The 21,820-nt window shown below is 74.7% G+C and carries 12 protein-coding genes; 4 read left to right on the top strand and 8 right to left on the bottom strand.

Translation table 11 applies throughout. The features are described 5' to 3' along the window. Window positions 1-6 precede the first annotated feature (6 nt). The 3 genes from ABD352_RS15080 to ABD352_RS15070 are packed head-to-tail and all read right to left on the bottom strand — an operon-like array spanning window position 7 to window position 10,953. Window positions 7-804 (bottom strand): ricin-type beta-trefoil lectin domain protein, encoded by a 798-nt coding sequence (locus tag ABD352_RS15080; protein WP_344612973.1) that lies wholly within the window; start codon window positions 802-804, stop codon window positions 7-9. After that, the gene (locus tag ABD352_RS15075) at window positions 788-3,178 is read right to left on the bottom strand and encodes a right-handed parallel beta-helix repeat-containing protein (protein ID WP_344612972.1); all 2,391 of its coding nucleotides are present in this window, start codon (window positions 3,176-3,178) and stop codon (window positions 788-790) included. Before ABD352_RS15075 ends, ABD352_RS15080 begins: the two co-directional genes overlap by 17 nt. Continuing rightward, entirely contained in the window at window positions 3,175-10,953 is a 7,779-nt protein-coding gene (locus tag ABD352_RS15070) for a hypothetical protein (protein WP_344612971.1), read from the bottom strand. Before ABD352_RS15070 ends, ABD352_RS15075 begins: the two co-directional genes overlap by 4 nt. A 206-nt stretch (window positions 10,954-11,159) precedes the next feature. Here ABD352_RS15070 and ABD352_RS15065 point away from each other — a divergent pair, with 206 nt between their 5' ends. After that, entirely contained in the window at window positions 11,160-12,041 is an 882-nt protein-coding gene (locus ABD352_RS15065) for a hypothetical protein (protein WP_344612970.1), read from the top strand. Window positions 12,042-12,064: 23 nt separating this feature from the next. Further along, window positions 12,065-12,370 (top strand): WXG100 family type VII secretion target, encoded by a 306-nt coding sequence (locus ABD352_RS15060; RefSeq protein WP_344612969.1) that lies wholly within the window; start codon window positions 12,065-12,067, stop codon window positions 12,368-12,370. 55 nt (window positions 12,371-12,425) lie between these two features. On the opposite strand, the gene ABD352_RS15055 is transcribed toward ABD352_RS15060, so the two are convergent. From ABD352_RS15055 to ABD352_RS15040, 4 genes are all read right to left on the bottom strand, one after another. Beyond that, entirely contained in the window at window positions 12,426-16,907 is a 4,482-nt protein-coding gene (locus ABD352_RS15055) for an FtsK/SpoIIIE domain-containing protein (RefSeq protein ID WP_344612968.1), read from the bottom strand. Next, on the bottom strand, window positions 16,904-17,980 hold the full coding sequence (locus ABD352_RS15050) for a hypothetical protein (protein WP_344612967.1): 1,077 nt from the start codon (window positions 17,978-17,980) through the stop codon (window positions 16,904-16,906). The genes ABD352_RS15055 and ABD352_RS15050 overlap by 4 nt, the downstream gene beginning before the upstream one ends. After that, on the bottom strand, window positions 17,977-18,468 hold the full coding sequence (locus ABD352_RS15045; RefSeq protein WP_344612966.1) for a sigma-70 family RNA polymerase sigma factor: 492 nt from the start codon (window positions 18,466-18,468) through the stop codon (window positions 17,977-17,979). Before ABD352_RS15045 ends, ABD352_RS15050 begins: the two co-directional genes overlap by 4 nt. Before the next feature lie 114 nt (window positions 18,469-18,582). After that, window positions 18,583-19,158, bottom strand: a complete 576-nt coding sequence (locus tag ABD352_RS15040) for a helix-turn-helix domain-containing protein (RefSeq protein WP_344612965.1) — start codon at window positions 19,156-19,158, stop codon at window positions 18,583-18,585. 79 nt (window positions 19,159-19,237) lie between these two features. On the opposite strand from ABD352_RS15040, the gene ABD352_RS15035 reads away from it, so the two are divergent. Beyond that, window positions 19,238-19,735 carry a DinB family protein gene (locus ABD352_RS15035; protein WP_344612964.1) on the top strand — a complete coding sequence of 166 codons (498 nt, stop codon included), beginning with the start codon at window positions 19,238-19,240 and terminating at the stop codon, window positions 19,733-19,735. 176 nt (window positions 19,736-19,911) lie between these two features. Then, window positions 19,912-20,874 carry a magnesium transporter CorA family protein gene (locus ABD352_RS15030; RefSeq protein WP_344612963.1) on the top strand — a complete coding sequence of 321 codons (963 nt, stop codon included), beginning with the start codon at window positions 19,912-19,914 and terminating at the stop codon, window positions 20,872-20,874. 154 nt (window positions 20,875-21,028) lie between these two features. Here the strand turns inward: ABD352_RS15030 and ABD352_RS15025 are convergent, their stop codons facing one another. Continuing rightward, window positions 21,029-21,760: an IclR family transcriptional regulator gene (locus tag ABD352_RS15025; RefSeq protein WP_344612962.1), complete on the bottom strand. Its 732-nt coding sequence runs from the start codon at window positions 21,758-21,760 to the stop codon at window positions 21,029-21,031. Window positions 21,761-21,820: the final 60 nt, after the last annotated feature.

Below are 21,820 nucleotides of genomic sequence, written 5' to 3'. Positions count from 1 at the left end.
GCACGGCTACTTCCAGTACCACTTCTGGTTGCTCTGACCGTTGCACGGGAACAGCTTCACGGAGCTGCCCGGGGCGGTTCCCTGCTGGTACACGTCCGCGCACTTGTTCGCCTGCACGTCCACGAGGTCGTTGGTGCTGGTGTTCAGCCGCCACTGCTGGGCCGGGTTCCCGCTGCACCGGGCCACCTGGATCTGGGTCAGGTTGTCCGTCGACGCCCACGCGGCGTCCATGCACAGCCCGACCGAGCGGATCGTGCCGTCGGACAGCGCCTCCCAGTGCTGGACCGCCGAACCGTTGCAGCGGGCGATGGTCAGGGCCGCGCCGTCGGTGCCGGCGTTGGCGCTCAGGCACAGGCCCGACTGCACGCCGACGATCGCGCGGCCCGGGATCGCCGGCGCCGGGGGCGCCGCGGCCTTGGTCGTGGCGGTCGCGGGCTTGGTCGCCGGCGGGGCCGCGGTGGCTCCGGCGGTCGTCGCGGCCGGCTTCGGCGGCGCCTGGGTGGTCGCCGTGGCCGGCTGGGCCGACTGGGCCGGCGCCTGGGACGAGGGCGCCGGCGCGGCGGCGGCGCTGCTCGCGGGGAGCTGCGGGACGTCGACCGCCGCGGGGTAGGCCGGCGGGGCCTCGGTGGCCACCGGATGGACGGGGCGGTGGCGATACAGCTGCAGCGGTACCACCACCAGCACCCCCAGCGTCACCAGCGCCGCGGCGGCGACCAGCACCCGCCGTTCCGGCAGCAGGCCGCGGGGCGCCGTCGCGGGCTTGCGGGCGTACGCGGCGGCGAAGGAGTCATCGGACGGGGGCACGGTCGCTCCTCATGGAAGGCAGGTCCTCGGGCAGCAGCAGCACGAGATCGTCGGGGCCGGCGCCGTCGAGCTCGGCGACGCGCTGCGCCTGCCGCTCGGTCAGCTCCTGGAACACCTGGCGGGCGAGGCGGCCGTTGCCGAAGCCCTCACCGCGCGGCAGGGCGTCGAAGTAGCCGGCGAGGCCCTCCGTGGCGGCCTCGGTCAGCTCGTACCGGTGCTCGCCCGCCTGGTGCTCGACGATCCGCACCAGCTGCGGGGTGTCGTAGTCGTCGAACTGCAGCGTGCGGGTGAACCGGGACGCGAGGCCGGGGTTGGCGCCGACGAAGCGGGTCATCTCGTCCGGGTACCCGGCGACGATGACCACGACGTCGTCGCGGTGGTCCTCCATCATCTTCACCAGCGTGGCGATCGCCTCGTGGCCGAAGTCGTCGCCGAAGCGGGGCACGAGCGAGTACGCCTCGTCGATGAACAGCACGCCGCCGAGCGCCCGGGTGACGGCGGCGGCGGTCTTCGGTCCGGTGTGCCCGACGTACTCGCCGACGAGCGCGGACCGGTCGACCTCCACGAGGTGGCCGCGGCGCAGCAGGCCCAGCGCCCGCAGCAGCCGCCCGTACAGGCGCGCCACCGTCGTCTTGCCGGTGCCGGGGTTGCCGGCGAAGACCAGGTGACGGCTCAGCGGCGGTGCCGGCAGGCCGGCCTCCTGGCGCAGCCGGACCGTCTGCATGAGCTTGACCAGCGTGTGCACGTCGCGCTTGACGCGCTCCAGGCCGACCAGGACGCCCAACTCGCCGAGCAGGTCCTCGAGGCTCTCGTCGGCCGGTTCCGGTTCGGCCGGCGGCTGCTCGCCGGAGACGCTCGCACCGGCCGTCTTCGGCAGCGGTACCGCACCGCCGACGTCGGGCCGCTCGTCGAACGTCGCCGTGCTGCGCTCGCCGACGTGCACGGCGGTGAAGCCGGGCTCGGTGATGCGGAACTCCGCGAACGAGCCACCGGCGTCGTCGGCGACGTAGAGGCCGTTCTTGGCCACGCCATGCACCCGCAGCCCCGACACCACCGGCCGGCCGCCCGTCCACACGACCAGGCCCGAGCCGCCGCCCCCGGTGACGGTCGCGCCGTCGATGCGGACCTCGGCCGGGCTGTCCACGACGATCCCGGCCGCGCCCGCGTCGCGGACCGCGACCTCGGCAAGGGTGGCCGCCCCGGCCCCGGTCACCTCGAAGCCGACCCGCGCCGGGCGGTTCACGGTGCAGTTGCTGACCGTCGCCGCCTCGGCCGAGGCCAGCTGCAGCCCGATGTCGGCGCCGTCGACGCGGCAGTCACGCGCGCTCAGCCGCGCCGAGCCAGAGGTGTGCACGCCGCTCATGGCCAGCTCCGCCAGGTCGCAGCCGGTCAGCTCCACGTCGGCCCGGTCGTCCGCGTGTACCCCGTGCTCGGCGCCGCGCAGCACCCGGCAGCGTTCCAGTTTCAGCCGGGCCGACCCGGCGCCGTGCACCGCCCCGTACGCGGAGCCGACGAGGTGGCAGCCGGTCAGCTGGGCCCGGGCCGTGCCGGTGACGAGCAGCGCGTTGGCGCCGGCGTCGCGCACGGTGCAGTCCTCGGCGACGAGCTCGGCGTCGTCGGCGACGACCAGGCCGCTGGCGCCCGGGCCGGTGATCCGGCACTCGGTCAGCCGCACCCGGGCCGCCCCGTTGACCTGCACGGCCGCCGAACCGGCGGCGACGATGCTGCTCTGCTCGGCCAGGGCGGTCGCCGCGTCCTCCAGCAGCAGCCCGCTGCGCCCGGCCCGGTCGATGCGGCAGTCGGTGAGGCTGAGCCGGGCGGTGCCGCGCACCCGGATCGCCGAGCCGTCGGTGGCGTGCAGGCCCAGCCGGGTGGCGGCGAACTGCGCGTCACCGGCGAGCACGATGCCGGCGCCGGCGCCGATGCGCACGTCGCTCGCCTCCGCCCGGGCCGGGCCGACCAGGTGCAGCGCGGCCCCCTTGGCGCCCTCGATCGTGCCGCCGGCGAGGATCAGCGCGGCCGAGCCCTTGGCCTCGACCCGCCCGCCGCGGACCCGCACGTCCTCCAGGACCAGGCCACCGTTGTCCACAATGGACACCAGGACCCGGGACGGCTCGTCGCCGGCGATCGTGAAGCCGTACACCGAACAGTCCGCCGCCCCGACCGTCAGCGCCGGCTCCGGGCCCGGCGGGGCGAGCTCGACGCTGCCCGGCCCGGCCTCCGGCCGCAGCGTCACCGCCCGCTCCAGCCGCAGCGCCTCGGTGTACCGGCCCGGGGCCACGAGGACCGTGTCGCCGGGCGCGGCGGCGCGCACGGCCGCCGCCAGGTCGTGGTGCGCGCCCCGGCGGCCCGGGGCCACGAGATGGGCCGTCACGCGCCGCCCCCACCCTGGCTGTCCTGGGCCTGGAAGTACCACGGGTCGATGCTGACCCGGAACGCCTTGGACAGCTGGGAGGTGACCAGCTTCTCGGCGATCTTCCACGGCAGCTGCAGGCCGAACTCGGTCAGGCCCTGGCGGTGGAAGGCCCGGCCGCCGAGACCGGAGTTGAACAGCGTCTTGCCGATCGTCGTGGTGACCGCGCCGGTCACGCCGGCCGCGGCGCCGATCAGGCCCTCGAACGCGGCCGCACCGCCCTGCAGGTGCACCGTCTCCCCGTCGGCGTTCGTGACGCCGAAGATCGAGGCGTTCATGGCGCCGTTGACGAAGCCGGTGAGCCCGGCGACCGGGACGTTGAACGCGAAGTCATAGGTGCCGCCCCGCCAGCGGGTCGCCGTCTCGTTCCCGGCCCACTCGTTGCTCCAGTGTTTGTCGTGGTTGAGCGGCTTGCGGAACCAGGCCTTGCCGCCGTCGATGTTGGCCAGGCCCGCCTTGAGGTCGGCGGTGCGCTGCAGCGGCCCGAGCCGGTTCTCGTGCATCACCGAGCCGACGGCGCTCTTGACCGCCGAGCCCACCGCCGCGTTCATGAGCGCCTTGGTCACGTCGTCGCCGTTGAACTGCTTGCCGGCGATGGCATCCACGATCGCGTTGACCACCAGGTTCGCCGCGAACTCCAGCAGGAACTCCTGCGCGAACTCCAGCGCCACCTTCTGCGCCAGGTGCGACGCGTAGGAGCGGTACTTCGCCTCGCTGAACGCGCCGCCCGGGATCTCGCCGCCCCACGCCATCCGGTTGCCCTCCCGGATGCGCCGGTTCCAGCCGCGGATCTCCGAGGCCCAGCCGCGGTAGTCCAGCTCCCGGCCGGCGAGGTCCAGGCCGCGGCCGGTGCCGGGGACGTACACCCAGCCGGCGTCGTCGCGGCGGGCCAGGACGTTGCCGGCCGCGTCGTACTGCCGCCACTGGCCGCGCCACGCGTCCTTGTCCAGGAAGTTGCCGCCGGGCAACGAGGTGCGCTCGCGCACGACGCCGCCCATGTCGAACTCCTTCCACACGCTGCGGTCGCCGCCGGCGCCGTACTCGCGCACCCGCCGCAGGCCCGCGTCGATGTTGGCCTGCGGGATGTCGCGGACGAGGACCGGCCCGCCGGGCGAGGGCGTGACGTCGCGGAACCGGGTGGCGCCGGAGAACCACTCGCCCTGCCATCCGCTGCCGCCACCGGGTAGGCGCGGGTTCCACCATTCCCGGGTCGCGCCGCCGGGGACGGTGGCGTTGCCGAACTTGTCGACGCGGCGCCATTCCCAGTGGTGCCCGCCGGCGGCGTTGTCGACCCGCCACGCGTCGACGTACGCGCCGCCGTCGAGCATCCGCCGCTCCCGCACCAGGACGTTCGCGCCGTTGATCGTCTGGAAGTCGCGGAACGAGTCGTCGAAGGTCGTGTGCGGGCCGTTGAAGTTGCGGCCCCAGTCGCGGGTGCCGCTGTTCGTGCCGTCCGTCCACGTCCAGCGGCGGGTGTCGGAGCGGGCGTCCTTGCCCAGCGCGCTCTTCCAGCCCCGCGACTGCGGGCCGTGCGCCTCGACGCGGACGGTCCCGCCGCCGGGGGCGTTGGTGGGGAAGTCGTCGGATCGGCCCACGATGATGCCGTGGATGTTGCGCTGCGCCCACGGGTTGCCGGCGCCCTCGAACGCGTCGAAGCGCGCGGCGCTGCCGCCGCCCCGGGCACCACCCGGTGCGGGGATCGCCGGCGGGCGCTGGAACTCGCGGATCGAGCCGTCCTCGAACCCGGCCCGGGCGACGCGGAACTGCCCGGCGCCGCCGCCGAAGGTGTACCAGTCGCCGCCCGGGGCTGGATGGGCGGCGAAGCGGTCCTCCCAGACCCGGCCGTCCGCGCGGCTGCCGCGGGGGAAGAACACCCGGTGGCCGGAGAGGTTCCCGGCGCCCTCCGTCCAGGGCACCCGGCCCGGGGTCAGGTGCGCGCCGGGCGGCAGCGGCACCAGGTCGTCGCCGACCTTGAGGGTGTTGCCGTGCTCCAGCTTGCCGGTGTACCGCACGAACTGGCCGTTGCGGCCGACGTCGTACACCGCGTCGCTCATCGACACGAACCGGAACCCGTCGGCGTTGCCGAGCGCGCCGCCGGCCCGGGTCCACGTGAACACCTGGAACCTGGTGTCGGTGCGCAGGAACTGGTTGCCGTGGGCGCGGAACACGCCGCTCGGCACCCCGGCGAGGTACCGGCGGGCCCAGTGCGGCGGCCGCTGCTCGGACCAGCGGGCCGTCTCCAGCGTCGCGTTGCCCTGTGCCGGCAGGTTCTCCAGCTTGCCCGCGTCCTTGCCGTGCGGGGAGTGCGTCTGCCAGGTGCCGGTGCGGGCGCCGCCGTTGAGACCGTACTCGCGGTACATCCCGGCGTTGTCCGGCCCGTGCCACGGCCCGTGCTGGCGCTGGGCGACGTCCCCGACGGCCTGGCCCGGCCGCGGGAGGAGCCGGTCGGTCCAGCCGCCGTCGCGGTCGAAGGCGCGCGTGCCGCCGCCGAGGGTGTTGCCGTGCCCGTCGAGCCGGGTCCACGTCCAGCGGCCGAGCGGGTCGCGCACGGCGATGACCTCGCCGGAGCCGATGCTCTGGCGGATGGAGTGCGACGGGGTGCCGGTGTGGCTCACGTCGCGCCACGCCACCGCGTAGTTGTCGAAGCGCCGCACGCCGTGGTCGACGAGGTTGCCGGCGTTGTCGAACTTCGCCCACTGCGGCCGCTGGGCGCCGCCGCGCACCCCGCCGACGCTGCGGAACACGTCGAGGGTCTGGTTCGTGCCCGGGATCGTGCGGCGGTCGAACATCTCCGCGCCGGTGGCGGTCTTGAGCCGCACCCTGCCGTTCGCGGCCCCGCCGAGGTCCGCGGCACCGCGCTGGAACGGCCCCGGGTTCGCCACCGGCGTGCCGCCGTCGGCCAGGTGCCAGGTCCGGCCCGGCACGTCGACCACGAACTGGCGGGTGGTCGGCGCGCCGTCGCGCAGCACGTTGAACGACTGCTCGCGCAGCGTGCCGTCGGCGTTGTGGACGCGGTACTCCCCGTTTCGCAGCCCGCGGGTGTCGGTGACGCGGAAGTCGCCGCCCGGCAGCCGCTGCACCTGCAGGTGCGGCAGCTGGCCGCCGAACGCGGTCTCGGCGTGCCAGCCGCCCCCGGCGGGCTGGACGAACACCCGGTCGACGTGGGCGCCGATGTCGTCGGCCCGGATCCCGGTGTGGGTGAGGTTGCCGGCCCCGTCGAAGCGGTGGAACGCGCCCCGCCCGGCGGTGTCCGCGATCCGCGCGCCGCCGCCCGCCTCGGCGTGCACGGCGAACCCGGCCCCGGCCTCGAAGGTGGCCGCGCCGCCGCCGGTGTGGGTGACGACGAACCGGTTCGGCAGCAGCGCGCCGCCCGCGTCGGTGAGCGGCCGGCCCGTCTGCGCGACCTGGCCGGTGCCGTCGACCCGCACGAACCCGCCGCCGGGCCGGGTGTCGGTGATCTGGTGCCCGGCCGGGTGCGCGGCCACCTGCAGCTGCGGGTCGCTGACCTCGATGTGCGGCGGGGTGCCGTCGGCGTGCGTGACCCAGCTGTGGCCGGGCAGGTCCAGGCCCGCCGGGTCACGGACCGGGCGGCCGCTCTGGGTGGGGTTGCCGTGCAGGTCGAAGCGCTCGAAGCGGCCCGCGTTGGCGAGGTCGTCGACCTGGAACGCGCCCGCGTGCGGCGCGACCTGGAAGCCCGCGGGCACCTCGAGGCTGGGCGGGCCGCCGTGGCTGTCGACGTGGTACCAGTTCGGGTGCCCCGGCAGCGGCCGGCCAGTCTGCACGACCTGGCCGGTGCCGTCGACCCGCACGAACCCGCCGCCGGGCCGGGTGTCGGTGATCTGGTGCCCGGCCGGGTGCGCCGCCACCTGCAGCTGCGGGTCGCTGACCTCGATGTGCGGTGGGGTGCCGTCGGCGTGCGTGACCCACGTCCGGCCGGCGAGGTCGTGCCCGGCGGCGTCGAGCACGGGGCGGCCCGTCTGCGTCGGGTTGCCCCGCAGGTCGAAGCGCTCGAAGCGGCCCGGGTTGGCGAGGTCGTCGACCTGGAACGCCCCCGCGTGCGGGCCGACCCGGAAGCCGGCGTCGACCTCCAGCGCCGGCGGGGCGCCGCGCTGCTCGACCAGGTGCCAGCTCGGGTGCCCCGCGACCGGGGTGCCGTGGGCGAGCGCGGTGCCGTCCTCGGCGAAGCGGTGGAAGCCGCCGGCGCCGTCGGTGACCTGGAACCCGGTGCCGTGCGGGGCCTGGGTGTAGCCGCCGCCGGTGATCTCGATGTGGTGCGCGCCGCCGCCGGCCCGCTCGACCACGAACCGATGCCCGAGGTCCCGCCCGTCCAGACCCTGCAGCGGGCGGCCGGTCTCCGTCAGGTGGCCTCCGCCGTCGTACCGGTGGAACCCGCCGCCCTGCTGCAGGTCCGTGATCTGGAAGCCGCCGTCGCCGTGCGGCGCCGCCGAGTACCGGGGGACGGGCGCGTCCTCGGCGTTGACGACCCGCAGCTGCTCGCCGCCCGCGGTGGGGTGGATCTCGACGCGCAGGTCCGACGGGGAGCCGTCGGCGTTGTGCAGCGTCACGTGCGGGTCGAACGGCTCCGCGACCGGCCTGGAGTGCACCGGGCCGCCGCCGAGCAGCCGGGGGCGCGCCTTCAGCGACTCGGCGGTGAGCTCGGCGATGCGCAGGTCCATCGTGACCGGGTCGATCCCGAGCGAGCGCAGGTCGCGGGTGATCCGGTCGACGCGGCTCAGCGCGGCCGCGTAGGTACGCTCGGCCCGGACCTCCACCGCGCTCGGGCCGCGGGAGGAACCGCCGGGGCGCTCCAGCAGGTCCTGCCAGGCCCGCTCGACCCGCCCGAGCTCGTTGCGGGCGCGGGTGTACGCCGCCCAGGTCTCGATCTTCTTCGTGCGCAGCGGGTCGCCGGCGCCGCCGAACAGCTCGCCGATCCGCTCGCTGTCGCGCCGCCAGGCCGCCTCGAGGCCGCCCGCGGGCACGGAGACCGCCTTGCCGGGGCTGCCGGCCCCGTGGGCCGCGTCGTTGAGGCCGGTCTCGGACCGCAGCGCCCGCGCGCCCAGCTGGCTCTGCACGAGCCCGGCGATGGCGGTGGCGCCGACCGGGTCGATGCCGCCGTTCGCCGCGCCGTGGACGGTGTTCGTGCCCGCGTCGTAGGCGGGGTGGACGGGCGGCGGGGGCGGCGTGCGCTCGCCGAGCTTCGGGGCGGCCGCGACCGGTACGGCCACGACGAGGTCGTCCACCTTCGGCGCGCCGGCGGTGTGGGCCGGGCTGGCGTTGCCGGTGTGGATGGTGGCCGGGTTCGCGGTGTGCACGGCCGGCGCGGGCACCTCGCGGACCGGGGCCGGGTGGGCCGCGGCGGGGTGCCCGACGGTCTCGACGTGACCGGCGCCGATCGTCGGGATGCCGTCGACCCTGGCCAGGCTGACGTGGACGGGCGGTGGTGCCGCGGCCAGGTGGGCCGTGCCGTCGACGGTGTGGGCGACCGTCGCCGGCGTCGACGCCAGGTGGGTCACGGGGGTGGGGGTCGTCGTGGCGAGGTGTGCGACCGGGGCCGGCGGCGCGCCGGTGGCCAAGTGGGAGACGGTGGCCGCGACCGGCGCCGGCGGGGTGCCGGTGGCCAGGTGCGCGACCGGTGCCGGCGGGGCGGCGTGCGCGACCGGCGGCGGGGTCGCGAGCGCGTTGACGGCGGGGGCCTCGACGTGGACCGGCGGGGCGTCGACGTGCCGGACGATCGAGCCGACGTCGGTGCCGAGGTTCATGGACACGTGCTGGGCGTTGATGGCCAGGCTGGTGTGGTCGGCGATGCGGGCGCCGGCACCGTTGAGGGCCGAGACCGGGGAGCCGTTCATCAGGTGCAGCGCCGGCGGGGTGACGGCCGCCGTGCCGAGGCCGTCCAGGGCGTGCAGCGGGGCCGGCGGGGTGGCGCCGGCGTGCAACGCGCCGACGCTGCCCAGCGACGCCGTGTCCAGGTGCGGCGTCTGCAGGTGCGGCACGTCGAGGTGGTGCACGCCGTTGGCCACCGGGTTGACGTGCAGGTTGGGCAGGTCGAGGCGGTTCGCCCCGGTGGTGAGCGAGCCGACGTGCAGGTTGGGCAGGTCCAGGCGGTTCGCCCCGGTGGTGAGCGAGCCGACGTGCAGGTTGGGCAGGTCCAGGGCGTGGACGGTGCCGCCCAGCGCGGTGTTGCCGGCCAGGTGGGGCACCGCCGGCGGCTGCAGGTGCACGGCCGAGCTGATGCCGGTGATGTGGTCGACGCTGCTCAGGACCGGGTTGACGGCGCGGTCGGCCCAGCCCTCCAGGCGTACCTTCGAGATGGTGTCCATCGGGGACAGCAGCAGGGCGTCGAGGTTGCGCACGGCGTCGCCGCTGAGGTGCACCGGGTCGCCGAACGAGGTGTTGATATGCATGCTCGGCGGGGTCAGCGACAGGTGCCCGAGCCCCTCGAGGTGGCCGAGCTGCGGCGTCTGCAGGCGCGGCGGCACCGCGAGGTCCCCGGTGCGCAGCTCGGCCAGGCGGATCTGGTGGGTGTCGACGTGCTGCTCGGGCAGCACCGGGTGCGGCCGCGGCAGGCCGAAGATGTGCTTGCCGAGCACGCCGCGGTCCCACACGGCGAGCTTCGTGGCCTGCCAGACGCCCAGGTGCAGCTCGTCGGCCTCGGCCGGCAGGAACAGCCGCAGCCAGCGGTTGCCGCCGAACTCCCGCTGCAGGAACGCGAACGTCGAACTGCCGAACTTCGCCACGAACCCGGGGATCCCGGCCACGACGTTGCCGATGCCCTTGACGCCGCCGACGATGAACAGGCCGCTCTTGCTCAGCGTGGCGGACATGAACGCGGGCAGGTCCTTGATGCCGGCCCGCACCCACAGCCCGGCACCCTTCACCCAGCTGCCGCTGAGCGCAACCATGTCGTGCAGCCCCGGGAACAGCACGAACGGGTGCGAGATGATGCCCTTGAACGTGTTGCCGAAGAACTTGAACGCCGCGAACGCGCCGGCCTTGAGCCCGTTCCAGGTGAGCTGGGCTCCGGCCTTGATGAGCTGGAAGATCGGCACGGCCCGCGTGGTCGGCGCGAGGATGCCCAGCGCCGAGAGGAAGAACTCCAGCGCCGAGGCCTTACCCTGCGCGAAGTCGACCGCCGTCTTGATGAACAGCACCATGTTGACGCCGAGCGCGACGAGCGCGATCGGCCCGCCGAACACCAGCGCCGGCAGGATCAGGGCGATCGCGAGCCACTTGAAGATCTCCCAGAACTCCTCGCAGCCGGATACCGGCTGCTTGATGTTCTCGTAGGCCTCCACGATCTTGTTCGAGGCCGTGCTCGCCGCGTCCGACACGGCGGTGCCGGCCTGTTTCGCCGTATCGGTGAACCCCTGCCGCGCCGGGTCGTCCTCGGCGAGGTTGCGCGCCTGGGCCAGCGCGTTGTCGGCCCGCCACTGCTGGTCGCGCAGCGTGGTGTTGTAGTTGGTCAGCGCCGTGGCGGTCCACTCGAACGCCTCGGCCAGGCTCTGCACGAAGCCGCGCAGCCGATCGGAGATCTTCTCCCGCAGCGCCTCGGCGGTCTTGCCCACGAACGCGCTGGGCCCGGCGGTCTCCAGCACCGCCGCGAGCCCGGCGTCGACGTCCCGGGCGACCTTGCCGAGCTCTCGCACGGAGGCGATGACCTCGTCGATCCGCCCGGGGTCCCCCGGCGTCGGGTCGCCACCGAGGCCGACCTTGTCCCAGTCGGTAGGGCGAGCCACGGCCTCGCCTCCTCACGCGGTGCCCCGGGATCTCCCGGCCTCGCCACGACCACGTCCGAACCCGCTCTGCGGTTCACCCGCGCTGAACGACCCGGACCGGGCGCCCCGAATCCGCAGCGGATGAACCGGCGGGCGGGCTCGAACGTGGTCGTGGCGGGACCCCGGCGGCACACGGTCGCGGTGAGGTTGCCGGTCAGGAGAGCGCCGTGCCCGACTTCGCGATCGACTACGGGCTGCTGCACCAGGCCCGCAAGGACCTCCACGATCTCGCCGACCGGATCGGGCCGCGCCTCGGGGACACCGTGTTCTCGCAGGTCGGCAGCATCGAGTACGGCGACAGTGACAGCGTGTTCGGCAACGAGGACCTCGCCGAGAGCTTCCGCAGCCTGTACCGGCGCGCGAAGCACCCGATGAGCAAGGCCGAGGACGACCTGCGCGAGCTCGGCGACATCTTCGGGGCCGTGGCGGACGGGTACTTCGACGTAGACGCCCAGATCGCCGACGGCATGGGCATGATGGGCTCCACCCTCGACCTGGACCGCTGGAAGGACAAGAAGGCGGCCTGGGACTACCTGCAGGGCCACCGCGCCGACTGCGTCCCCGGCGCCGACGGCAAGATGCCCGACTTCTGCTCGGCGACCGACCCCGGGCCGCCGCCGACCGACCTGACCATCGACACGCCGACCGGCTCGGTGCACACGCACCTGACGCTCGACGCGGACAACAACGTGATCAAGGAGGAGACGACGGTCGTCAACGGCGACCAGAAGTACACCTCCACGACCACCTACAGCGACGGCGGCAAGAACTACACCACGGACACCGTCTTCAGCGACGGCAGCAAGACCCACTCGGTGACGACGACCGGCGAGAACGGCTCGTCCACGACCGACACCACCGACCAGGACGGCAAGACCACCCACACCGTGATCAGCCTCAACCCCACCGGCGGCGGCACGATGATGGTCAGCGAGCCCGACGGCACCGTGACGGAGTACTCGCGCCCGGACCGCTACGCGCAGTGGGCGCAGACCAGCAAGACCAGCCCCGAGGACGACGAGTCCACCTACTACCCGCCGACCATGTAACGACGGAAACGGAGCCCAGCACCATGGCCAACATCTCCCTCGACTACGACAAGATCGAGGCGACGTCGAACCGCCTGGACAACGCGGTCCGCGACATCCTGCCGATGCTGGACAAGCTGCGCAGCGACGTGTCGAACCTGCTCGAGGACGGCATGGTGTTCCAGCAGTCCAGCCCGGCGATGAAGGAGTCGTACGAGAAGTTCAACACGTCGCTGCTCGCGGCGATGAAGGGCATCAACGACTTCGCCAAGCAGTTCCGCGACATCCGTACCTCGATGGAGGAGATGGACACGGACATGGCCGGCAAGATCCGCGCCGCCGGCAGCTGACCGGCCGGCGAGCACCACGGCCCGGGCGCTCGGCGCCCGGGCCGTTCGCTTCGGCTCAGCTCTCCCGCAGGACCGTGAGCGGGACCTGGACCGCGACGGCCGCGCCGCCGGGGACGCCGGTGAAGCCGCGGCCCGGCGGGGCGGACATGCGGACCTGGCTCGTCACCAGGCGGGCGCCGATCACGTCGCCCTCCGTCGTCGAGCGCGGCGCGAACAGCAGGCCCCGGCGCGACCGGCGGGCCGCGGTGAGCCAGCTGCCCAGGGCGATCGACAGGGTGTCCGGCGCGCCGGCGTAGACGATGGCCCGCCCCCGGTCCCGGCCGCCCGCGGCCACGTCGCGCAGGACCTTGTCGGCGGCCGGGTTGGTGAGCAGGTCGGCGTCGTCGACGACGACCACGACCGGGCCGCCGAGCTCGTCCATCGCCTGCGCGACCGCGTCCGCCGCCGGGTCGGGGTCGTCGAAGAGCCGCACCCGCGCCTGGCGGCCCAGCGCCCGCAGCGGCGACTCGCGCGGCGCCAGCACCACCAGGCCGGTGCCGCCGGTCAGCAGCGAGACCGCCATCGCGGCCAGGGCGTTGCTGCGGCCCGACCCGGACGGCCCGCCGACGTAGAACGCCGCCGTCGCCGCGAGGTCCACGACGATCGCCCCGCCGTCGTCGCCCCCGACGCCGAGCAGCGCCTGCAGGGGCCGCCGTTGCCCGGCCGGGACGAGGTCGTACGCCGCCGTGAAGTCGATCCGCCCCGGCAGCGACGCCACCGGGAACGGCACGACTCCCCCGCCGGACACGCCGGCGCCGATGGCACGCAGCGCCTCGGCCTGGGCCTGGCCGCTCTCGTCGGCGTCCAGCAGCGCGATCTGGGTCTCGGTGCGGCTCAGCACGTGCCAGCCCCGGCCGGCCACGATCGTGCCCGGCACCTTGCTCGGCGGGATGCCCACCAGCTGGTAGTCGTTGCGGTCGGCCTGGCGCAGCAGCAGCTTGTGGTCGTTGTGCGCGGCGAGCCGCCCGCCGAGCAGGGCCCGCTCCGAGGTCGCGATGACGTGGATGCCGGCCGCCGCGCCCTCGCGGACGAGGCGGGTGATGTCGGTGAGCAGGCGGCCCTGGTCGTGCTCGTCGAGGATCGGCGCGAGGGCGTCCCACCCGTCGACGAAGAGCAGGATGTGCGGCGGGCGCTCGGCCGCGGGCAGGCGGCGGCGCAGCTCCACGATCCCGGCGGCGCTCGCGCGGGCGCTGTGCTCCTGCCGGTCGGTGAGCTCGCGGCTGAGCCTGCGCAGGAGCCGCTCCAGCCGCTCCACGTCGTGGCGGGACACCACGGCGCCGCAGTGCGGCAGGGTCTCCAGGGCCGCCAGGCCGCCGCCGGCCGCGTCGATGCCGTACATGTGCACGTCGGCGACCGCCGCCCTGCGCGCCGCCGACCCGGCGATGGTGCGCAGCACCTGGGTGCGGCCCGAGCGGGGCGCGCCGATGAGGTAGAGGTGCCCGAACGTGGCCAGGTCGACCGTCGCCACCCGCCGCTGCTGCAGCGCCGGCACGTCCTCCAGCGCGTACGGTATCGGCGGCGGGACGCTCGGGTGGCGGTCCTTCGGCACCGGCACGGCCGGCAGCTCCGCCAGCAGCACCTTCTCCTCGAGTGCCGGCAGCCACGGGCTGGGCTGCGCCGCGAAGTCCTCGAGGCGCTCCGCGGCGGCCCGGATCGCCTCCACCAGGGCCTGCAGGTCGGTGGGGACGACCGGGCCGGGCAGCAGCGGGTCGACGTCCTCCACCGGCAGCTCGACGGGCCGGCCCAGGCGCTGCCAGGACAGCTCGGCGGTGCGGACGCGGTCGGCCACGGGCGGTACGGCGGGCGGGGTCTTCTCCGGCGACGCGGCGCCGGGCCGTTCGGCGCCGACCCACGCGGACTGGAACGGCACGGCGCTGCGGTGCCCGGCGCGGATGAACGCCCGGCCCGGCGTGCCCGGCGAGATGTGCACCGCGTCGCCGGTGTCGATGATGTCCTGGCTCTCCACCGTGTCGGTGACCCGCAGGGCGATGCGCAGGTTGGTGTTGGCCTTGATGTCCGGGGTCACCGCGCCGGCGGGGCGCTGCGTGGCCAGGACGAGGTGGATGCCCAGCGAGCGGCCGCGCTGCGCGATGCTGATCAGGCCGGGCACGAAGTCGGGCAGCTCCCGGACCAGGGTCGCGAACTCGTCGATGATGAGCAGCAGCCGCGGGAGGCGGGCCAGCGACGGGTCGGCGGCGCGCTTGGCCCGGTACGCCGGCAGGTCTTTCGCCTCGGCGGCGGCCAGGATCCGCTCCCGGCGGCGCAGCTCGGCGCCTAGGGAGTCCATGGCCCGCTGCACCAGGTGCGCGTCGAGGTCGGTGACCATGCCGAGGGTGTGCGGCAGCTGCGCGCACTCCCGGAAGGCGCTGCCGCCCTTGTAGTCCACCAGCACGAACGTCAGCTCGTCGGGGCGATTGGTGGCGGCGAGCGAGGCGACGAACGACTGCAGCAGCTCGGACTTGCCGGAGCCGGTGGTGCCGGCGACCAGGCCGTGCGGGCCGTCGCGGACCAGGTCGAGGCTGAGCGGCCCGTCGTAGCCGCTGCCGAGCACGAACGTCGTCGAGGCCGGCCGGCGCCGCCAGCGCTCCAGCAGCGCGGCGGGGTCCGGCGGCTCCTGCTCGAGCAGGTCGAGCAGCCGCACCTGGCGGGGCAGCCCGGCGTCGTGCTCCGGGCTCACGTCGCGCAGCGGCGCCAGGGCCCGGGCCAGCCGGTCGCACCAGGCGGCGGGCACGAGGTCGGCGCGGATCCGCTCCAGCGGCGCGGTGCCGGTCCGGCGCAGGGTCAGCGACGCGCTGTCGGCGGCCACGACCGCGCCGCACTCCTCCGGCAGCAGCCGCTCCTGCTCGTCGAGGCAGACGCTGAAGATCCGCACCCGCGGCCCATCGGCCAGGATCTGCACCATGCCCGGCACGTCACGCAGCGCCCGCGCGCCGTCGACGACCACGAGCACGTCGGGGTCGGTGAACATCGCCCGTCCCATGGACGAGCCCAGGATCCGCTGCCGGGCCTGGACCTGCGCGACGAGCTCGGCGACGCGGTTGGCGATGCTCTCCGGGTCGTTGCCGATGGCGGCGTGCGGCCCGTGCGGCCCCGCCGGACGCAGGTGCGGCAGCCAGCGCACCCAGCTCCAGCCCTCGGCCCGCCCGGCGCCCTCGGCGCCGGTGAGCACCACGATGCGCAGGTCGCGTGGGCTGTGCAGGACCGCCGACTGGGCCACGAACCAGCGGGCCAGGGCCTGGACCGGCTCGGCCGCGCCGACGACGCCGAGCACCCCGCACTCGGGCAGCTCCAGCCCGACCGGCACGTCCCGGATCGTCCAGCGCACCGTGCGGTGGTTCTCGTCGCGGGCCGGGTCGTCGATCTCCTTCACCGACGGCACGTCGACGGTGCCCAGGCGCAGCAGCAGGTGGTCGGGGTCGCGGCGGCGCCGCTCCCACAGCCGCGCGCCCGGCCCGGTCGCCATCAGCCCGGCGGTGGCCGGGTCGGGGCCGGTGACGCAGCGGACCTCCCGCTCGCGGCGCACGGCGGCGTCGATCTCGTCCGCCAGGCTGCGCATCCGTTCGGTGTACCGCTGGTGCTGCTCCTGATGCTGCTTGCGGTTGGTCCGCCGGCCCACCATCCAGTTCGTGACCGCCATGACCGGCGTGAACAGGATGAAGACCAGATAGAAGTACGAGTGGAAGACCCCGACCAGCACCAGCCCCAGCACGATCGGGGCGAGCATGATCAGCAGCGGGAACGGCTGGCGCGGCGTGCGGCCGGGCGGGTTGGGCAGCCGGACGCGCTCGGCGTCCAGGTGCGGCGCGATCCGCGGCGGCCGGTTGTAGTCCAGCCCGAAGCCGTCGGCGGACGCGGTGACGGCGGCGTCGGGCTCGACGGGCGCGGTCAGCCGCAGCAGGGCCGGGCCGGCGATCAGCTCGGCGCCGTCGGCCCAGCCTCCGCCCCGCCCGCCCCGCGCGGCCCGCTGGGCGGTCGGCAGGCCGGTGACCGGGTGCGGGTCCGGCGGCGGGGTCACGTCGGTCGGGCGGACGGAGTCGTCGGGGCGGGTCAGGTGCCAGCTCGCGGACCCGTCCGGGCCGACGGTCACCCACAGGCCGCCGTCCGGTGCGCCCGCCCCCTCGATCCGGATCGCGCAGCGCTCGCCGGAACCGATCTCGTGGCTGCCGGCGCCGAGCAGCCAGGTCGCCCCGGCTCCGGGGCCGGAGACGAGGTGTACCTCGGCCAGCCGCGGCCCGCCCCGGGTGAGGTCCTCGCGCCGGCCGGTGGCGGGCGGAGCGGGCGCGCCGAGGCCGATCGTGCTGCCGGGGTGGATGCCGCTGCCCCGCACCGGGGCATCGGGCGGAAGCGGCCGCCGCTCCAGGTAGATCGGGCCGCCGGCCGCGACCGGGCCCTCGACGGCCTCGGCGAGCGAGCGGACGGTCGCGCCGTCGGAGACCTCGACGACGTGGTCCCGGGCGGCGCCGTCCGCCGCGTCGTACGCGCTCAGCATCACCTTCATGACGGCTCCCGGCCCAGTGAGGGCCGCCCCACGGCGGCGTCGTCGAACACGGGCTCGTCGAACTCGTCGAACTCGTCCACCGCGGGCACCCGCGTCGCCTCCTGAAGCGCCTTCGGCTCACGGGCCGAGACGCCGGTGACGACCTCGGCCTCGGGGTCGAGATCGTCGTCCCCCTTGTCCACCACCGCCGGCACGGGAGCCTCGGCGGCGCGCCGGGCCACCGCCTTGGGCAGGGCGGACGTCTCGATGTCGATCGGCACGCCGGCGATGCGGACCAGGCCGCCCTTCGAGCACGCCAGCAGCCGGGCGTGGCCGCGGGCGCCGCCGATCGCGAGCACCCGCGCGCGCCCCGGGTCGTCGACGGGCTCGGGGCAGACCACGAACGCCGCGCCGCCGGGGTGGGCGGACGAGCCGGGGAAGCGGGGATGGACGCCCGCCGTGACCAGGACCGAGCCGGCTGGCAGCGCCAGGTCGAGCTGCGCCGCCACGGCCTGGATCAGGGCCCGGGCCGTCCGGGGGTCGCCGGTGCCCGCGGTGAGGGGCGGGCCGGTGTGCAGGTCGAGGTACACGACGAGGTCCCGCCCGCGCTTCCCGTCGACGCCGAGGGCGACGAGCGCCGGATCGCCGTCGACGGGCTGCGGCAGGTCGGCGGGATCGGCCCACCACAGCCGCGGGTCGGCCTTGTCGGCGGTGAACGGCGGCGGTGCGGCGCCGGGGTCGCGGGCGGCGACCAGGACGCCGGCGGCGGAGGGCCCGACGAGCACCGCGTACGGCTGGGCCGCCCCGTGACCGGCCGCCAGCAGGGCCCGGCGCGCGGTCTCGCCGGTCGACGGATCGCCGAGGGCCTGGGTGAGGCGGCGCAGGCTCTTGCGGTACAGCAGAAACAGGCGCAAGGGGCGCACGGACGCCGCGGCGGTCAGCGCGATCTCGTGGCGCGCCCGCCGCAGCACGACCCGCCAGCCACCGGCGCGGCGGGCGGCCCGCGCGGCGAGCACGAGCGCGAGGATCAGCAGGCCGAGACCGCCGATGAGCAGGCTGATCGGGCCCCGCTGGCGGTTGAGCAGGTCGATCATGCGGCCGCCGACCCGAGGGTCTCGCGCAGCGCGCGGATCGCCGTGTGGGTGCGGCTCTTGACGGTGCCGGGCGGGATGCCCAGGCCCGCGGCCACCTCCTCGCCGCCCCGGCCGAGCAGGTGCACGTGGACGAGGATCTCGCGCTGGGCGGGCGGCAGCCGGCGCAGGCCGTCGGTGAGCACGACCCGGTCGCAGACGGTCTCGGCGACGTTGGCGTGGTCGGGCCGGTCGGCGAACAGGTCGGCGGCGAGCCCGGCGGGCACGGCGCGCCGCTTGCGCCACGCGTCGATGACGAGGTTGCGGGCGGTGCGGAACAGCCACATCCGGATCGGGCGGGCGTCGCGGCCCAGGCGGTCGGCGTCCTGCCAGGCCCGCAGCAACGTCTCCTGGACGATGTCCTCCACGTGGTGCGGGTCGGTGACGACCAGCGAGGTGACGTACCGGTGCAGGGCGGGACGCTGCTCGATCAGCTCGTAGCCGAGGCTCAACCGACGTTCCTTCCAAGGTTGTGCACATTCCTGACGGAATCTGCCTGGCTCCGGCCAGCACCAGGTGAACGCCGCGTGACGGGAAGGCCACCCCGCCACTACAAGTCATGGAGGTCAATGCATGCGCGGCAGGTGCGCGCGTTCGCCCTGCGCGCCGAAGAGGGTGAGCAGTTCCGCGGGCCGGTCGTCGGCGCTGCCGATCCAGTGCGGCACCCGGGTGTCGAAGTCGGCGGCCTCGCCGGCGCCGAGCAGGAACTCCCGCTCGCCGAGCACCAACCGGACGCGCCCGTCGAGGACGTAGAACCACTCGTAGCCGTCGTGGGTCTGCAAGCGCATCGTGGCCGCCCGCCCGGCCGGTGGATACACGACCTTGTACGCCTGGACGCCACCGGGCCGCCTCGTCAGCGGCACCACGGTCAGCCCGAACCGCCGCACGGGCCGCAGGTGGATGCGCGGGTCCCCGGTGGGCGGCGCCGCGACGAGGTCGTCCAGCGGGACACCGTGCGCCCGGGCCAGCGGCAGCAGTTGCTCCAGCGTCGGGCGCAGCTTGCCGTTCTCCAGCCGGGACAGGGTGCTGGCCGTGAGCCCGGTCTCGGCCGCCAGCGCGTCCAGCGTGGCGCCCCGCGCCCGGCGCAGCGCCCTGAGCCGCGGCCCGACCTCGGCGAGTACGTCCTCATCCCTGCCGCCCATGAGCCCATCGTGCGGATCCGCAAGTTTCCTTGCAAGCACGAAGGGGCGGGCACGATGCTGGCGGTGGAGGTGACGCCCCTTGCCGCCCAACCGCACGCGCCGCACCAAGGACACCGGGCCCGCCTGGACGGCCCCCGACGAGAAGGGCACCCTGCTGGGCTTCCTCGACTACCTGCGACGCGCCGTCGCGGACAAGGTCGCCGACGTGCCGGAGCCGCAGGTCCGCACCGCCGGCGTGCCCTCCGGCACCAACCTGCTGGGCCTGGTCAAGCACCTCACCGGCGTCGAGCGGTTCTACTTCCTCGGCGAACCGATCGGCGACCTGCGCCGTACCATGCGGCCCACCCGCGAGGAGACCGTCGACGGCCTGCTCGCCGCCTACCGCTCGGCCATCGAGCAGGCGAACGAGGTCATCGAGGGCTGGACGGACCTGACCCTTCCCGCCCCTCGCCCCGGGGGCCGCGGCCCGGCCCCGTCGCGGCGCTGGGTCCTGGTGCACATGATCGAGGAGACCGGGCGGCACGCCGGCCACGCCGACATCCTCCGCGAGCGGATCGACGGCGCCACCGGCCGCTGACCACCCACGCGCCGCGGCCGGCGACCCGCGGGACAGCAGATCGGTCCCGGCCACGCGGCCGTGCGCACGGGGAGCGTCGTCCGCACGACCGGCTCCCGTAATCTGGCCGTGAATCCCCCGAGGTGCGGACCGTACTGAGCGCTGCGTCCGCGCGAGCCGAGCTGTGGAGCGTAGCCATGCGGATCATCGACTCGATCGACGACGCACTCATCACAGAGCTGTGCGACAAGCACGAGTTCTTCTGGCTGGACGTCACCGGCCCGACCGAAGAGCAGGTCGAGCGGCTGGGCGCCGCGCTGGGGCTGCACCCGCTGGCGGTGGACGACAGCATCCGGTTCGGGCAGCGCCCGAAGCTCGACATCTACGCGGACACGGCGCTGCTGGTGCTGCAGGGCGGGGTCGAGTCCCAGCCGGAGAACGAGAACCCGCATCCGCTCGAGGAGATCCACTGCTACATCAGCGGGGACTACATCGTCACCCTGCATCGCGCTCCGTATCCGCAGCTGACGCAGCTGAAGTCGCTGTTCCAGCGCGTGTCGGCGGCCAAGAGCGAGCAGTACTACGTGTACAAGGTCGTCGACGCCATCGTGGACAGCTACTTCCCGATCCTCGCCGACCTCGACGAGGAGATCAACGACCTGGAGGACACGATCGTCGCCGGGGCCGGCCGGCGTCAGCTGGAGGAGATCTTCCGGCTCAAGCGAGTACTGATGCAGCTGCGCAAAGCCGTCGTGCCGATGCGGGACGTCTTCGCCCGCGAGGCCGAGGCGATCGCCGACCTGGCCGGGCTCGAGGCTGACAGCCACGACTACTTCCGGGACGTCTACGACCACCTGATCCGGATCACGGACGAGCTGGACTCCTACCACGAGATGGTCTCGAGCTGCACCGACCTCTATCTCTCCATGGTCGCCAACCGGCAGGGAGAGATCTCCAAGCAGCTGACGGTGATCGCCTCGATCTTCCTGCCGTTGAGCTTTCTGACCGGATTCTTCGGGATGAACTTCGATTGGGAAGGCAGCCATCTCCTCACCGGGGTGTGGACCTTCATCGCGCTCGGCCTGGGGACCATGGCCGCCGCGGCCGCAGCGATGTGGTGGTGGTTCCGCTACAACGGCTGGACCAGGTCCGGCGACTGACGTGTCGTTCAACCCGCGGCAGTCGGCGGTGACCCTGGCCTGGCATACCCGCCACCCACCACGGGGTCGGCATGACGACGGCCACCCCTGACCGCCTGCGGCGCCTGATCGCTCCGGGGCCGGGCAGCTGTCCCTTGTGGATGACCGCCCGCGGTCACGCCGCGCTGAGTCGCTTGGCCGCGAGCGCGACCGTGTCCGCGTGGCGGCTCGGCGTGTAGGCCCCCGTCGGCCCGGTCAGCCCGACCACGGCCACGACCGTCCCGGCGGCGTTGCGAACCGGCGCGGCGACGCAGCTCCAGCCGAGCCGGAAATGCTCCTCCTCCATCGCCACGCCGTTGTCGCGGATCCGCCGCAGCTCCGCGTCCAGCTGCCGCCGCGACGACGGGGCGTGCGGGGTCGCCGGCCGCAGCGGCAGCCGGCCGTAGCGCTCCGCGATGTCCGGCCGGTAAGCGAGCACGACCCGTCCGGTCGCGGTGCCGATGTACCCCTGCAGCTTCTCGGTGGCCGGCCACGGAAAGTCGACGCTCGGCACCTGCCGGGGCCCGTGCGCCGCGTCGAACATGAGGACGTCGTCGCCGTCGATGAGGCTGAGCCAGGCCGACTGCCCGGTGCGCCGGCTGAGCTCCCGCAGCTGCGGCCCGGCGGTGCGGCGCAGCGCGTCATCGCGCGTGACCCGCAGCGCGAGCCGCTGCAGGTCGGTCCCGGCTTCGTACCCCTCGGCCGTCCTGACCAGCATGCCGCGCGCGGCGAGGTCGTTGGCGATCCGCCGCACGGTCGGCTTGGGAACGCCGGTGACCTGCGTGAGCCGCGCAAGGCTGATCGGCCCGCGCCGCGCCACGGTGGCGAGGATGAGCAGGACCCGCCCGGTGACGGTGCCGTCGTCCATGCCAGCGATGGTAGGCCCGCGTGTCACTGACCGACACGTTCGTGGCACGCCGCGCGATTG

The sequence above is a fragment of the Dactylosporangium salmoneum genome, assembly GCF_039532525.1.
GTDB lineage: Bacteria > Actinomycetota > Actinomycetes > Mycobacteriales > Micromonosporaceae > Dactylosporangium > Dactylosporangium salmoneum.
This window is presented reverse-complemented; position numbering and strand designations above follow the sequence as displayed.

Excerpts from the sequence above, each read along its gene's own strand:
- ABD352_RS15030 (WP_344612963.1), top strand. The coding sequence starts at position 19,912 with ATGCGGATCATCGACTCGATCGACGACGCACTCATCACAGAGCTGTGC.
- ABD352_RS15055 (WP_344612968.1), bottom strand. The coding sequence starts at position 16,907 with ATGAAGGTGATGCTGAGCGCGTACGACGCGGCGGACGGCGCCGCCCGG.
- ABD352_RS15025 (WP_344612962.1), bottom strand. The coding sequence starts at position 21,760 with ATGGACGACGGCACCGTCACCGGGCGGGTCCTGCTCATCCTCGCCACC.
- ABD352_RS15040 (WP_344612965.1), bottom strand. The coding sequence starts at position 19,158 with ATGGGCGGCAGGGATGAGGACGTACTCGCCGAGGTCGGGCCGCGGCTC.
- ABD352_RS15060 (WP_344612969.1), top strand. The coding sequence starts at position 12,065 with ATGGCCAACATCTCCCTCGACTACGACAAGATCGAGGCGACGTCGAAC.
- ABD352_RS15050 (WP_344612967.1), bottom strand. The coding sequence starts at position 17,980 with ATGATCGACCTGCTCAACCGCCAGCGGGGCCCGATCAGCCTGCTCATC.